Here is a 14,673-nt window from a genome sequence, read left to right on the forward strand (position 1 = left end):
GAGCCGCCATGTTAGATTCCGTCATTCGATTTTCGCTCCGACATCGACCACTCATCTTGATGTTGAGTATCGCTGCCTTGGTTTATGGGGGATACCTGTCGACGACGATGCCCATCGATGTCTTCCCCGATCTCGACCGGCCTCGTGTGGTGATTCTTACCGAGTGCCCAGGCTATTCACCCGAAGAGATCGAAACACTCGTCACGCAGCCCATCGAACAAGCAGTCCTCGGTGCCAATGGAGTGGTCGCCGTGCGCAGTCAATCGAGCATGGGACTGGTTGTGATTTATATCGAATTCGAATGGGACACCGAAATCCGTGCTGCCCGGCAGGTCGTGCAAGAACGTCTAGCAACGGTTCTCGGACTGATGCCCGAAGGCGTCCAGCCGTTACTGGCCCCACCGACTTCGATCATGGGGCAGATCATGCACGTCGGCATTCATCGCCAGAACGGACCGCACGGGGGACAATTGGCAACGATCGGCCAGTCCGGCATGCTCCTTGAGCAGGTGACGACCGATTCGGGCGTCAAGTATTACGCCTGGAAACCGCATCAACGGCACGAGCCTGAATCGTGGGAAGAAATTCCGATTGACGACTGGAATGAACTCGAGACGGAGCATGCGAATGCGGACGGGCAAACAATCCATCTCACAATAGCGGGGGAACAGTACGTTGCCACGTTCCTGTCGCCGAAACAGCAGTCGATGGAACTGCGCACCATTGCTGACTGGGTGGTCCGGCCACGCTTGCTGCGGCTATCAGGCATCGCCGAAGTCATTGTGCTCGGAGCGGACGAGAAACAATACCACGTGGAAATGAATCCGGAAAAACTTCTGGAATACGGCGTCTCGGTGCAGCAGGTCGAAGACGCTGTTCGGAACAATAACCTCAATACCAGCGGCGGATTCACCAAAGAAGGACAACTGGAGCGCCCAATCCGGGTCATCGGTCGCTTGGGTCCAGGTAGCGCACAAGTGATTGAAGACCTGCGGAAAATTCCGGTCGATGCCGGCACTAGTCGTCCGGTCCTCATTGAAGAAGTGGCGGACGTTCAAGAAGGTTCGCCGCAAAAACGGGGCGATGCCAGTATCGACGGCCATGCGGGAATCGTCATCACGCTCGTCAAACAACCGCACGTGGATACCCGAGGACTGACCGAACGCATCCATGCCGCCCTGATCGATGTCGAAGAGTCATTGCCGGCAGACATCCTGATCAATCGAGACTTGTTCCAACTCAAAAACTTCATCGACCGCGGCATTTATTATGTGGGCGAAGCCTTGGTGATCGGTGCGGTGTTGGTTGTCGTCGTGCTGGCGGTCTTCCTGATGAATTTCCGCACGACATTTATCACACTGACCGCGATTCCGCTATCGCTGATGATCACCACGCTCGTTTTCCGTCTGATTGGCGAAGTCATCGGTCGGGAACTATCGATCAACGTCATGACGCTCGGCGGTTTGGCTGTGGCGATGGGGGAACTCGTCGACGATGCCATCGTTGATGTGGAGAACATCTATCGCCGTCTGAACGAAAACAATGCCCGCCCCGAACCACGACCGGCGTTGTTGGTTGTGTATGAAGCCAGTCGGGAGATCCGCAGTGCCATCGTCTTCGGGACGGCTGTCGTCATTCTCGTGTTCCTGCCGCTGTTTGCCATGTCGGGCGTAGAAGGACGGCTGTTTGTCCCGCTGGGAATTGCTTACATCGTTTCGATTTTGGCTTCGCTGGTCGTTTCGCTGACGGTGACACCGGTCTTGTCGTTTTACCTGCTGGCAGGCTCCAAGGCGACGCATCGGCACCGGGACGGATTGTTGTTGCGCGTGCTGAAGTGGATGGCAAGTTTTCTGGTCCGTTTCAGTATGCGTTTTGCCGGAATCCTGCTTGTGCTTACGTGGGGACTGGTGGGTGTGAGTGCGCTGGTGCTCTCCCAACTGGGGGCCGATTTCCTGCCGCAATTTGACGAAGGCAGCGTGCAGGTCAACCTGACACTTCCCGCAGGGGCCTCGCTGCAAGCGACCAATGACGCCGCCGATATCGTCGATGCCAAATTGGAACCATTGCTCAAGACTTCAGCAAACCCTGAGGGCGAAATCCTGCACTTCGTGCGACGATCCGGTCGAGCCGAATTGGATGAACACGCCCAACCGGTCAATATGAGCGAGTACATTTTGAGCATGAATCCCGCTAGCGAACAAAGCCGGGACGAGACAATTCAAGGACTTCTCGCTGAACTCAAGCAGGAGTTACCGGGAGTCGATATCGAAATCGACCAACCACTGGCCCATTTGATCAGTCACATGCTCTCGGGCGTCTATGCCCACGTCGCTATCAAAATCTACGGCGACGACCTCAGCACGTTGCAGCGCTTGGCTCAACAAGTCAAAGGCGAAATAGAAGACATCCCCGGTATGACGACACCCGTCATCGAGTCGCAAGTGTTCGTCGACGAACTGCATATCGTTCTGCGCCCCGAGGAGTTGGCGTACTATGGCGTCAGCCGGGCCTATGTCGCCCACTACGTCCAAACGGCACTGCGGGGAGATACCGTCTCGCAGGTTTTAGAAGGTTCTCGACGATTTGATCTTGTCGTCCGACTGCGAGACGAAGAACGCACCGATTATTTCAGTCTCCGTGACCTGCGAATCGATCTGCCCGAGGGGCGCGGACAAATTAAGCTCGAAGATGTGGCCGAATTCCCCGATGGTAAGACCGGCCCCAACCAACTCATGCGTGAAAACGTCAGGCGACGAATGGTCGTTCGCTGCAACACGCAGGGTCGTGACCTAGGAAGCGTGGTGGCCGACATCGAAAATCGGATCAACAGCCGCATACGCCTGCCTGAAGGTTACTACGTCGAATATGCCGGACAATTCGAGAGCCAACGTTCCGCAACACTCATGATCAGCCTGCTCGCAGCCGTGTCGTTGATCGGCGTGTTTGTGGTCTTGCTAATGTTGATGCCATCCGTACGGGTCGTCCTGCAAATACTCAATGCAATTCCCACAGCCTTCATCGGAGGCGTGGCGGCATTAGCTTTGACCGGACAAACACTGACGGTCGCCAGTCTTGTCGGCTTCATTTCCCTGGGCGGCATCGCTGTCCGAAACGGCATCCTGCTGGTGACCCACTATTTTCATCTCATCGAGCAAGAAGACGAAGAGTTTTCAAAGCCCATGATCTTGCGGGGAAGCCTGGAACGCTTGGCCCCCGTACTGATGACCGCCATCACCGCTGTCATGGGGCTTCTGCCCATTGTCGTGGGGGGACAAAAACCGGGCCTAGAAATCCTTTATCCGGTCGCCACCGTTATCGTCGGCGGATTGATCACCTCCACTTTTTGTGAGTTCCTAATTCATCCCGGTTTGTTCTGGAAGTTCAGCGGTCGAGATGCCATCCGCCGCACCGAAGGTGAGTTAAGCGAGGAAGAACTACTGCAATAATGGTTATCGCAGTAAAGAAGTTACTATTTCCGTTTAAGGAGAATTGAAGTGTTGCGCATTCATTTATTAACAGCCGCTTTTGCACTGTGTACGCTGGTCGGTTGCGGCGAGACGCCCAAGCCGGAAGATACGAAAAAGACCCCGCCTCCGGCGGATTCCACCGACGCAGAGCACGGCCATAGCCACGGCGAGGGCCCCAATGGTGGAGCAGTCGCTGACTGGGGCGGTGGCAAATTCCATGTTGAGTTTACAGTGGACCACGATACGAAAATCGCAACCGTCTATATTCTCGACAACAATGCGAAAAACCCCGCACCCATCGATTCGGAGAAATTACTACTCAACATCACCGACCCCGTCTTTCAGGTCGAACTAATGCCCGTGCCGCTGGAAGGTGAAGCAGAAGGCACAAGTTCCCGCTTCATCGGCAAAGATGACAAGCTCGGCACTGTGCAAGAATTCGCCGGGACAATCAGCGGCGAAGCCGACGGTACGCCATACGCCGGTGACTTCAAGGAGGAGGCCCACAGTCATTAACACCCGACCGAGGTCAGATGTGAGGGGCAGAAGCGAAAGATCTGTGAAGCGTCGACAATCAACATGACCGCAAAAGCCCATGTCGCCGTCTCAGAGGCTTCAAATCAAAGCCCTCTGAGCGGCGGCCCCTCGCCTGACTCCCACACAAAAGAAAGGCATCTCACCGCTGTTCATTACAGATCAAAACCAGGAACAATTCGGTACAAAAAGAAAACCCTTTGACTGCCATAACGCATAGCAGTCAAAGGGACTTAAGGAATTGCCCCCACAAGGACTTGAACCTTGAACCTACTGATTAAGAGTCGTTCAAGGTCTGTTGTTCGGCGCCGGTTGGCCGTTGATTCACGGAGAATACCGTTTCGGATGAGAGGTTTCGTTGCGGTATTCTCCGTACGGTCGCCATTCTGTTGGCAGTTGCGTTGGCACTTTGCCATTCCACGCCGAAGAACCGGCCAGTATGGTTCAGCGCGGTTCGTAACGCACTAAAGGTCAGACGCAAGGGGTAAGTCATGGACGGATCAGGTTTGGCAGATCAAGTTGAGCGGACTGCAGTGTCACCTAGTGATTCCACGGCGGGGGCGAATCACACGCGCGAGGTTGATCCGCTGACCGTGACGCGGAGGCTTCAACGTGAGGGACGTTGGAAGGACATCGAGCCCGAACGGGACGAGATGATGAAACTGGCCAGAAATCGGTTCAAGGACAAAACGCAAAGACAGCAATGGGTTTACGGCGAACTCCACCGTATGTACCCACCGATCCAAAATGGGAAGATTTCTCATTTTACTCCGGTAGTAGATGGCGGCCAAAATGGGAAGATTTCCCATTCTGATGCTGGCCAGATCCAAGGACTGTCGTCCATTCCAGACGCGTGGCCGGAGCTGCCTGCCAACGCTTCGCTTGCTGCTGAAGTGGCATGGGTGCAGGCGAATAGGCTGCGGATCGTGGAGGAGCGATCATCGGGTGCGACCCTGGTTCATCTGGCCCGGGCTTTGTCTCCTGCCCCCTCGTGGGCTGCACTCGGTTGGTTGGAGACCAGCATCCGCTCGTATGCCAAGTACGTGGACGTGGCAGCTAAGGCCACCGCTTCGGGTGATGATGAAGGCAGTGTGTTGAGGCGTGAGCGTTTGGCTATTGAAGAGGTTGAAACGCTGTTGGATGAGATGCGTGAGGCTGCGGGCGACGCGGCATCCTAGCCACGCTGCGGGCCAAACCCGATCCCGCCGGAAACGTAACCAGACCGGTGCCCCCTCGACTAGGTTCCCTACGTATGTCCATTCCTAACCTATCAGTAAAATCAGCGTCAAGATAGGCAAGGAGCCACGATGAGGACTGCACGGTCGCTAGGGGACGCGCTGCGGGAACGCGGACGGAATGCCTGGCCCAGATATTCAGCCGATACGTTCCTGACGGTCGGGAGGTGCAGCGGTGTGTCGGATCGATGAAGCGTACTGCCAATAGCTTGCCCAAAACGCGCCGTGACAGCATACTTTAACACTGCCGCCAGCTGACTAGGGATCAGGCGAGAAGCGTAAACGCTAGCGATGGTCAACCGGCCGGAGGACTAGGAGCAAACCATGCATGAACTCGGAACTTTTGAGCTGACCTACCCTTGCTGGGCACTTGTTCACAAGGACTCGATCGTTAGCGATGAGGCTGGCAGGCCGACAGGTGTCACGTCGCCGATCAAGTTGCTAGTGTTCGACGACTCGTCCGGCGGCTCGATGTTCCCCCTGTTTACCGATAGCGATCTGGCGGCGCGGTTTAAGAAAGCCTCGAGCGGGCTGGACGACTTCGTGATCTTAGCGGTCAAAGATGCCACGATGATGGCCGATGGCCTCCGAATGGTGCGAGGCACCGCTGACACGGTGACACTCGACAAGCCGGAGGTGAAAGGCAAGCCTTACGCGATCTGGCCGCTTGAATACGCTATCCGGCGAGTCGAGGCCGGAGATCCACTTTGAGCCGTTGGTAAACCTCTGGATACGAACCATGAAAAAGGTAACGATAAACACGCCCGGCGGCCATGAAGTAACCCTTGCATACTTCACGAAACCGCCGCAGGCAAAGCGGACGTCCCTCTGGTGGCTTCAGCTGAAAAAGATGGGGATAAAGCCCAACTCTGTCGCTGAGGCCTACGCGAGGGATCTGCCGAAGCTGGTGAAGCAGTTCGCTGAACAGTTTCTCGCGGATGTCGACGTCGCCCTTGGGCTTGTGGTGGTGCCAGCATCCGCATCGCGGCAGTTTGAGCCCTACCTTGACGCCCTGGTCGAAGCGAACGCTGACATTCCCGTGCTCGACGGAGCCTTCACGAAACCGGAGGGGTTCCGGGCCGGAGACAAAGGCCGCACCTACGAGCAGGTGCTGGCGAGCACGGTGTTCGACGCGGCCAAGCTGCCCGAAGGGGCTACAGCCGTGACGAGCATATGGATTATCGACGATATCTACAACACCGGGAACACGGTAGGAGCAATGACGACTCGGCTCAAGGAACACCTCCTTGCCCTCAGAGAGATCGTGGTCGTTTGCCCGCTGTACGTCCCGTTGTGAGAGGGGTTGGCAGTTGGGTGCGTCGGTCACATCGCCCTGGAGCATTTTCCCGCCACCCGCGAATTAGCTCATGTGTGTCGGTCCGGAGCACTGTGGGGACGCGTAGTTGGGCGCAAAGGACACGCCCTCATTAGTCGCGATGTCATTGACAATATCTGGAGCAGATATCGTCAACTCGACGACTCGTTTTAATTAGACGTAGCGTCGTACTTAGTCAGGAATTCAATGTCGCCGGGCTGTCAGGCCGATCCGGTCCTCCGCTGTATAGATCTGAAGTGCAAGAAAGCCCCGTGGGACCTGCTTGCCGTTTCGAATCAGCCCGACCACCACGGCACCGACGACGGGCCGGCTTCCGAGGGGTACGCAGTGGGGATGCTCGGGAAGAACAGGCAGGTCGGCACTCAACCGACTCTAGAACTCGTGGAGATCACAGATGTTTCAAACAAGTTCGGGACACTCCTAAATCGTTTCGAGGAGACGTAGCGAAGACTAAATCCAACATTGACTTTTCAAGAGCTTACCGTCATAAAGCCGTCTCCCACATCCGGCATTCCGAGGTGCGGAAATTAGCTGTAAACAGTTCAAAGGCCATCCTCTCGTCCACATTTGGTGTCGATTACATCGCCCGGCGCATTTAGTGGTGCTGGTGCAAGCTCCTTGATGACGGTCTAACTATCAGTAAACTCAAGTGTTTGATAAAGTTTGGAGATGTATGTCACCTCCCTGCACCTCGTATTAGATGAGCGTTTCTCAGTGAAAAAGCTCAGTGAATACGTCAAGACTGCAAAGGCTGACGAAATCCTCTCTGTATCCCCCATTACCCTTCGGACTTGGGCAGGGATGAGGGGGAATTCCAACGCAACGAAACTTTGCAAATGGTTACCGACTTATCAAGAGGACTGATTTGGAAGCGTAATTGAAGAAAGTTGCCAAGCCGATCCGATGCAAGAGGCACGGCAAATGATTCCGTCCGGAGTAGAAGATTGAAAAAGTTTGCCCCGTATGTGCTGAAGCTCGCAAACCTCGTTGAACAATCGTCTGATCGAAGACGGTCGTATCATCAGAAGTCCATTGCACCTGCATTGGACGGCGAGCCTTCTCGCGTACTCCGAGATTTGGTTGACCTTGAGACACGCAGAGAGCATGGTGCTTTCTTTTCTGGTTCGGAACTTGGCAAGTCTTTGAGGAAAAGATGGGCGCAGCAGATTTCGCCACATTCCGTCATCTGCGACCCTGCATGTGGCAGTGGTGATCTGCTCCTCGCGATCACTACTCTACTTCCAATTAAAGAAGGGCTAAGGGAGACGCTTGACGCTTGGGGAACCAATCTGTACGGAGTCGATATTCACAAGGAGTTTGTCGATTCCACGAAGTACAGACTTGCGCTGCAGGCAATCGCATTAGGAGCAACACGAGAAAGAATCAACCGTGATGATGTTCTGAAATATTTTCCAGGTGTTCGGCTGGGCAATGGTCTCGAAGCTTCCGAAGAACTCGCGAAAGCCACACATGTTGTCACCAATCCTCCCTTCTCTCCAACTCAGGCGACTAAAGACTGCACGTGGACGCGTGGCCTTGTCAATTCAGCAGCTCTTTTCATGGAGTCAATCTCCAAGCACGCGACATCAGGCGCACGGATCTGGGCTATTCTTCCAGACGTCCTTCGAAGCGGGACTCGCTACGACAAGTGGCGAAAACTGATCGCCTCACGACTCCGAGATATCCGAGTTACACCGATTGGACAGTTTTCGCGCCATGCTGACGTTGACGTATTCGTAGTTGAAGGGATCGTTCGTGCTCGCTCCAATCGGAATGTTGGTGAATGCAGCTCCTTTCTGGTCGAAAAACCTCAGGATGCGTCGCAGATTTTGGGAGAACTATTCACTGTTAATGTCGGCTCAGTTGTACCACATCGCCATCCAGATGAAGGAGAGCAAGCTCCATATCTCACACCACACAACTGCCCAGCTTGGAAGCAAGTGACCACCATCGATGATTTTCGTGGGTTTCGTGGAAGGTTATTCAAGCCACCACTTGTCGTGCTTCGTCGTACGTCGCGTTCCGACGACTCCTACCGGGCAATCGGAACACTGGTCACGGGGAAGCGAGCTGTTGCGATCGAAAACCATTTGTTGGTGCTGACTCCCAACTCACGCATGATCGCAGATTGCAAAAGACTACTACAGGTTCTGAAGTCACAAGCCACGAACGATTGGCTGAATCGGAGGATCTGTTGCCGTCATCTAACCGTCTCAGCGGTTAAGTCAATCCCTTGGAACCTGGAAACGAAATGACCATTGCACGGATTCGATTTGCGCCAGACATTCTCCGACGATTGGGAGAGGAATTAAATCCTCACCCCGCCGTTGGAATCATTGAACTCGTGAAGAATGCGTATGACGCAGATGCTCGTAAGTGCACTGTCACCTTAACCGACGTGGACGACGCAGGAGGCCAAGTCGAAATATCGGACAATGGTGATGGCATGACGGTTGAGCAGATCAAGCACGGATGGCTTGTACTCGGTCATTCGCAGAAGGAGAAAAACCACCGAACACGGCTTGGCCGCATTCCTGCTGGTAGTAAGGGGCTTGGCCGACTTGCCGCGCTGCGACTTGGACGGTTTGCTCACTTGGAAACGCGCCCACGATCTCGCCGTGACGCTGCCTACGAACTATTGATTGATTGGAAGCTCTTTGATACCGCTTCGCTGATTGATGATGTGGACTTAGCAATTGATGTTCGCGCTCGCAAAAAAGGCACGTCTAGCGGTACAACTATCCGCCTCGACAAACAGCGTGACAGAATTGGAAGGCTGGAAGTCAAACGCCTTGCGCGGGCTATGCTGCTATTGGCGGACCCTTTTGGGGAAAACACCGAAGGCTTTCAGCCAAAACTCGTAGCGCCCGAGTTTTCAGACCTAGAAGCATTGGTTAAGCGACGTTATTTCGATCATGCGTCCTATCATCTCGTAGCTAGGTTGAACAAGAAGGGATTGGCGACCGCGCAGCTCCATGATGCACGCGGAGAAATCCTTTTCTCGTCGAAGCACACCGACTTGTTTCCGAAAAATGACGAACAGACGCTCGAGTGCCCTCCTGTCGAATTCGAGTTATGGACGTTCTTGCTCAACGGTGTGACATTTGCCCCGCTTCCAGTAACGATCCAGGAAGTAAAAGCGTGGCTTGCTGAATTTGGTGGCGTTCACATATACCAGAACGGTTTGAGGGTCGCTCCCTATGGTGACGCAGGTCATGACTGGCTCTCGTTGAACGTGGCGAGAGCACGAAGTCCTGAAGAACGCCCTTCAACCAACAACTCGATCGGCAGAGTTCGACTTGAGGACTCTGAGGAGATCTTGGTCCAGAAGACGGACCGGTCTGGTTTCATTGAAAGCCATGCATTTCACGAAATACGGCGATTTGCCCAGGCTGCTCTAGACTGGATGGCGGATCGCCGTATGGAACTCGCGGAAAAGAGGCGAGCAAAAGCAAGAACCAGTGCGCCAAAACGTACAAGCAAGACTAAGAAACGACTTGATGAGACGATCGAGGCAGCTCCACCCAAACTCCGAGAACAACTTCGTGAAGCCGCGGACCGCCATGACAAGTCTCGGGACAAAGAGGTGGAAGGACTGAAGAAAGAAGTCCAGTTGTATCGAACGTTGAGCACCGCGGGAATTACTGCTGCAACCTTCGCCCACGAGTCAACAGGAAACCCCCTCAAGGTTATTAGAGCATCAATCGGGACGATCGAAAGACGAGCGAAAGAACTATTCGGCAAAGATTACAAAAAGAAGCTGGATTCAGCGGTTGAACGCGTGAAGTCATCCGTAGAATCCTTGGGCGTGCTCGACACTGTGACGCTAAGCCTCCTTAGTCATGAGAAGCGAAGATTAGCAAAGGTTGATGTCCACCAGGTTATCAACGGAGTCCTTCAAATGTTTCACCCTTTTCTTGCAGTGCGACAGGTCATCGTCGACTTGGACCTGACCGAGGGTTCGCCCTGGCTCCACGGTAGTGAGGCTGCGATTGAATCCATCATAACGAACCTCGTCAACAATAGCCTCGTAGCACTTGAAGAAAAGGCTCCCACTGACCGCAAGATTCGAGTCAGCACAACCGTGAATGAGGATGTCTTGCGGCTAGTGGTAATCGACAGCGGCGATGGGATCAAAGATATTCGTGCCTCTGACATTTGGTTGCCGGGGAAGTCGACTCGAAAGAACGGTACAGGACTCGGACTTACAATTGTCAAAGACACCGTACTCGACCTAGGCGGAAACGTTGGCGTGTTGGAGTTAAGTCCACTGGGTGGAGCTGAGATTTTTGTGGAACTTCCGATCGTGGGGGCCTGAAGATGCCAATGATTATTGATGGCGAAACGCTTTGCAAGATTGCCGTCGTTGATGACGACGAGAATGTGAGAGCGAGTTATGCTGAAGCCCTGGAGGATCTGAGCGTTGAACCTGTTGAAATCTTTGGATTGGAAGGCGACGCTCCGACCGCTTGGGATTCATCAATCAAGGGTTGCGATGCAGTTTTGACAGACTTGGTTCTAAAGAGAAGTGGATATGCTTCTTTCAACGGTGGGACACTTGCAGTTGAATGCAAACGGAGAAGGATTCCGGCGATTCTGTGTACTTCGTACACTGATGTGAGTCATGAACTCCTTCGCTACGAGCGTCGCCATGTTGCTGCGATCTTGTGTCAAGCGCAGTTTGACCTCGATCCAATTCGAGAAGGATTGCGGCGTTCAATCGGCGAACTTGAAGGACGATTCATTCCCGAACGTCGCCCTTGGAGAACTCAGGTTGAGATTGTCGATGTGCCTTCAGGTGCTGACTACGTGTGGGTCATCGTCATGGGGCGCAGCCCCAGCGAGAAGGTTAAGGTATATACGAGCGAATTGCCTGCGAAAGAAGGAAGCACTGTCCATCCAGGAATGATCCTCCATGCGATGGTTAACACCGGCGCTAAGTTTGCGCAGGACCTCTACTTTGACGAGTGGGAAACTGAGTAGGAGGGGCCTTTCATGGGTTTTTTTCCCGGTAACTATGTGGCGATATTGGATGTCGGTCACGGCAACTGCTGTGTGATCAGCGATAATGGAGTCACGAGTGTCATCGATACAGGTCTTGGGACCTCGCTTCTCGAATTCTTGAGTGAACGCGGAATAACCACTCTTGATATGGTCTTACTTTCACACGCCGATCAGGACCACATATCAGGACTGATCCACTTGTTGGCGTCGACTGAGTTCTCCATTGGATGTGTTCGTCTGAACACGGATTCTGCCAAGGGCACAAAGCTCTGGAAGAACCTCGTCTACGAATTAGAAACTCAAGAGTCCAAGGGCAAACTCAATTGGGAAGTACAATTGACGGTTGATTCGGGTGAGGACCTTGCGGTCGGAAACGTGGGGCTTGAGGTTATAGCGCCTGGGAAGGCGTTGGCCGCTTTGGGGCCTGGCAATAAAACCAAGGATGAACGGAAGATTACGTCGAACTCGGTAAGTGCCGTCATTCTGCTTTCCAAGTCGGAAAAGCCGATTGCTGCTATACCAGGTGACTTAGACGAACTGGGACTTCAAGACTTGAAACGGCGACTAAATGGACAGAAGCGCATATCACCTGTTCTCGTCTATCCTCACCATGGTGCTTCAAGCGGTTCCAGTGGATCTGCCCAGTTTGCGATTGAAATCTGTGAACTCTTCAGCCCTAAGGTCGTGATATTCTCAATCGGGCGGGGTTTGCATGGCACGCCACGTCCTGAGGTAGTTGACGCAATTCGCAGGAAAGCGGGTAGAGTAAAAATCGCATGCACTCAGTTGTCGGAACACTGCTCAGCAACCGTACCTGCACTCGAACCAAGTCACCTCCTACCTGTGTATTCGGAAGGCCGGGGAGATCGCAAGTGCTGCGCCGGGACGATGGTGATTGATCTCGATGATGATGGAGAGCTTAGGCCCGCTGATGCAGACCACGGAGATTTCATCGACAAACATGCTGTAACCGCGCTCTGTCGGCTATAGCGTCAAAGAACAAAAAACTGTTAGTTTTTACCGAGTCTGCTTGCCATAGATCTTGAGGGAGATCGGCTGTATTCCGATGGCGACTGCAAATCTGCTTTGGTCACATCTGCCGACCGAATCTGATTACAAGCAGTTTCAAAACCGTTTCAAGTAGTGAACAATTTTGGGATGCGCCTCAAAACGCTCGCTAGACGCCTTGACCATTGAACCTTTGGATTGGTCGAGATCCTTCTCCAGTGAACACTTAGTGGTTTTGCAACTTGTTGTGTCAACTTCGAGATCTCAACGCCAGTGCTGTTTGTCACCAATGACTAACTGACCGCGTCCGAGAATTGCCGCCTACAGCAATGGCATTGGCCGTAGAAGCCTCTGGCAAATGCCGAAAACGCAGAGGGTTGCAGAATTGTCATGGCCGCCTTGTATGCCAGCGGAGCACGATGGGCGTAGTGACGTTAGGTGACTCCTCCTGCCGAATGGCCAAGAATCTCGACGGATCACTTCGGCACGTGCTCGTCGTAATACGTCGCACAAGTCTTGCGAAGATCCTTGATCACCCATTGTTGTTCTTCTCCAGTATCGATGCTCGTCTTCCTTCCGATAGGAGTTCGCCGTTGCGCATAGACGCTAGGTTGACAGTCACCGCCTGCACGAACGAGTGCCGTTTTCGGCCGTGACCCCCGCCGCTTGAAAATGAGAAATTTTCCCATTCCGACGACCGGATCCGCGGATTCGACTTCGGATCGTGGAATAACGGTCTTCCGACGCCACGGTCGTACACCTTGGCTGAGGGCGGCAACAGGTGCGGAATTAGGTGTTTAGCTCCGAGACGAAGCCGACTTTGACATGAGCCCAACATGCTACGGGCTGACGATGACGGTTGCGCTCTTTGATCAGCGCGGCAGTTGATACAATGACGCTGCCGGGCGACGGCCTGGCGTTCTCGATTCACGGCTCCGGCCGTCGGCGCTTCTCACCTTCAGCGATGGCGGTGGGGTCGATTGAAAGAAGGTGATTCTGATGTTGAGTGATGAGACCCTTGATAAGGCGCCGGCTGATTTGGTGTCGCCGTTCTTTGCCGCTACGGCCGCCGTTCACGGCAGTATCTATCCGCTTCAAGAGAACCTGGAGTTCGATGAATCTCGCGCTGTCCCTGACATTGAATTGATCAGGAACGCTTTAGCGGGTTGGCAGTCCATAGCAGATCGCGCTGGAGACAACTGTTATGAGTTGGCTCGCGACCTTCACGAATTCGGCCACCACTTCGTGGCAGTCAACAGCGGGCCCATATCAATCACGACGCCTTTGGGTGGCCCGCTCGTTGGCGGCCCATGGGACAGCGGCGATTTAGAATGGTGGGGTGATAATGAGTGTGAATGGAGCCGTGTCGGGACCGCGCCGAGTTGGCACCATGTCGCGCTTGGCGTTGCGCGCCTTTTTCTTGCTGAGATCCAGCCAGCGTTCAGGCGTCTTGAGGATGTGTTGAAACGCCACACGGGAGACGACCCCAATACTGCTCATGCTGTTGTGTTCACGTATGACGACATCGTCGGCAACGAGAGCATACTCCCAATCACGCTTCGGTGGCGCGAGTCCGACCTGGAGCGACTGCGCCTAAATCTCGAACGGGAATTGCTGCGAGCATGGGGAACGTGGTTTCCGGCAGGCTCGAAGTTCATAGCATTTGGCGACTTGCCGGAGGAAGAAAAGGAACAGGCGAAGTCTGGTTCCAGACCGGCGAAGGACGGCCGAACCCCGGATCAGCGAAATTACGACGTCACAGAGTATTTGGCGGAACACGGCGACCGAGACAAGAAGGTCACGTTGGAAGAGTTGGCCCACGCACTTGGCTGTTCGCCGCAAGCGGCCATGAGAACCGACGCTTGGAAGCTCTACAACACAAAATGGCAAGAGCGGCACGGTAAATGTCGAACCCGCAGCGGTAAGGGCCGGCGGCCTAACGTCGCCACTGATTTGACTGACGCGGCGGTACGGCGTCTCGCCGAGGAACAGGCGATTGACGACAGAGACAAGGTTGGTCAGTACGATCGTATCTGACGTTTCGTTCCACCCGGGCATTCCACACTGTGTGGAATGCCCGAGAAAATTC

The 14,673-nt window shown here is 54.1% G+C and carries 10 protein-coding genes; all 10 read left to right on the forward strand.

The features are described 5' to 3' along the window. The first annotated feature begins 8 nt into the window (after positions 1-8). The 10 genes from Mal52_RS00775 (at position 9) to Mal52_RS00825 (ending at position 14,621) form a co-directional block, all read left to right on the forward strand. Positions 9-3,446 carry an efflux RND transporter permease subunit gene (locus Mal52_RS00775; protein WP_145373715.1) on the forward strand — a complete coding sequence of 1,146 codons (3,438 nt, stop codon included), beginning with the start codon at positions 9-11 and terminating at the stop codon, positions 3,444-3,446. Positions 3,447-3,494: 48 nt separating this feature from the next. Further along, positions 3,495-3,983, forward strand: coding sequence for a hypothetical protein (locus tag Mal52_RS00780; protein ID WP_197533612.1), 489 nt, complete (start codon positions 3,495-3,497; stop codon positions 3,981-3,983). Positions 3,984-4,492: 509 nt separating this feature from the next. After that, complete coding sequence (locus Mal52_RS00785) at positions 4,493-5,179, forward strand: hypothetical protein (protein ID WP_145373716.1); 687 nt, start codon at positions 4,493-4,495, stop codon at positions 5,177-5,179. A gap of 381 nt (positions 5,180-5,560) precedes the next feature. Beyond that, positions 5,561-5,947, forward strand: coding sequence for a hypothetical protein (locus Mal52_RS00790; RefSeq protein ID WP_145373717.1), 387 nt, complete (start codon positions 5,561-5,563; stop codon positions 5,945-5,947). 28 nt (positions 5,948-5,975) lie between these two features. Continuing rightward, entirely contained in the window at positions 5,976-6,533 is a 558-nt protein-coding gene (locus tag Mal52_RS00795) for a hypothetical protein (protein ID WP_145373718.1), read from the forward strand. A gap of 983 nt (positions 6,534-7,516) precedes the next feature. Then, entirely contained in the window at positions 7,517-8,827 is a 1,311-nt protein-coding gene (locus Mal52_RS00805) for an N-6 DNA methylase (RefSeq protein WP_197534578.1), read from the forward strand. Continuing rightward, positions 8,824-10,890 (forward strand): sensor histidine kinase, encoded by a 2,067-nt coding sequence (locus Mal52_RS00810; RefSeq protein WP_145373720.1) that lies wholly within the window; start codon positions 8,824-8,826, stop codon positions 10,888-10,890. Before Mal52_RS00805 ends, Mal52_RS00810 begins: the two co-directional genes overlap by 4 nt. Before the next feature lie 8 nt (positions 10,891-10,898). After that, positions 10,899-11,555 (forward strand): hypothetical protein, encoded by a 657-nt coding sequence (locus tag Mal52_RS00815; protein ID WP_145373721.1) that lies wholly within the window; start codon positions 10,899-10,901, stop codon positions 11,553-11,555. A 12-nt stretch (positions 11,556-11,567) separates the two neighbouring features. Beyond that, complete coding sequence (locus Mal52_RS00820) at positions 11,568-12,566, forward strand: ComEC/Rec2 family competence protein (RefSeq protein ID WP_145373722.1); 999 nt, start codon at positions 11,568-11,570, stop codon at positions 12,564-12,566. A gap of 1,017 nt (positions 12,567-13,583) precedes the next feature. Further along, positions 13,584-14,621, forward strand: a complete 1,038-nt coding sequence (locus Mal52_RS00825; RefSeq protein ID WP_145373723.1) for a hypothetical protein — start codon at positions 13,584-13,586, stop codon at positions 14,619-14,621. Positions 14,622-14,673: the final 52 nt, after the last annotated feature.

The sequence above is a fragment of the Symmachiella dynata genome, from assembly GCF_007747995.1.
In the GTDB taxonomy this organism is placed as follows: domain Bacteria; phylum Planctomycetota; class Planctomycetia; order Planctomycetales; family Planctomycetaceae; genus Symmachiella; species Symmachiella dynata.

What these genes read in the sequence shown, in the direction of transcription:
- Mal52_RS00775 (WP_145373715.1), top strand. Translation starts at nt 9, where the DNA reads ATGTTAGATTCCGTCATTCGATTTTCGCTCCGACATCGACCACTCATC.
- Mal52_RS00785 (WP_145373716.1), top strand. Translation starts at nt 4,493, where the DNA reads ATGGACGGATCAGGTTTGGCAGATCAAGTTGAGCGGACTGCAGTGTCA.
- Mal52_RS00790 (WP_145373717.1), top strand. Translation starts at nt 5,561, where the DNA reads ATGCATGAACTCGGAACTTTTGAGCTGACCTACCCTTGCTGGGCACTT.
- Mal52_RS00795 (WP_145373718.1), top strand. Translation starts at nt 5,976, where the DNA reads ATGAAAAAGGTAACGATAAACACGCCCGGCGGCCATGAAGTAACCCTT.
- Mal52_RS00810 (WP_145373720.1), top strand. Translation starts at nt 8,824, where the DNA reads ATGACCATTGCACGGATTCGATTTGCGCCAGACATTCTCCGACGATTG.
- Mal52_RS00815 (WP_145373721.1), top strand. Translation starts at nt 10,899, where the DNA reads ATGATTATTGATGGCGAAACGCTTTGCAAGATTGCCGTCGTTGATGAC.
- Mal52_RS00820 (WP_145373722.1), top strand. Translation starts at nt 11,568, where the DNA reads ATGGGTTTTTTTCCCGGTAACTATGTGGCGATATTGGATGTCGGTCAC.
- Mal52_RS00825 (WP_145373723.1), top strand. Translation starts at nt 13,584, where the DNA reads ATGTTGAGTGATGAGACCCTTGATAAGGCGCCGGCTGATTTGGTGTCG.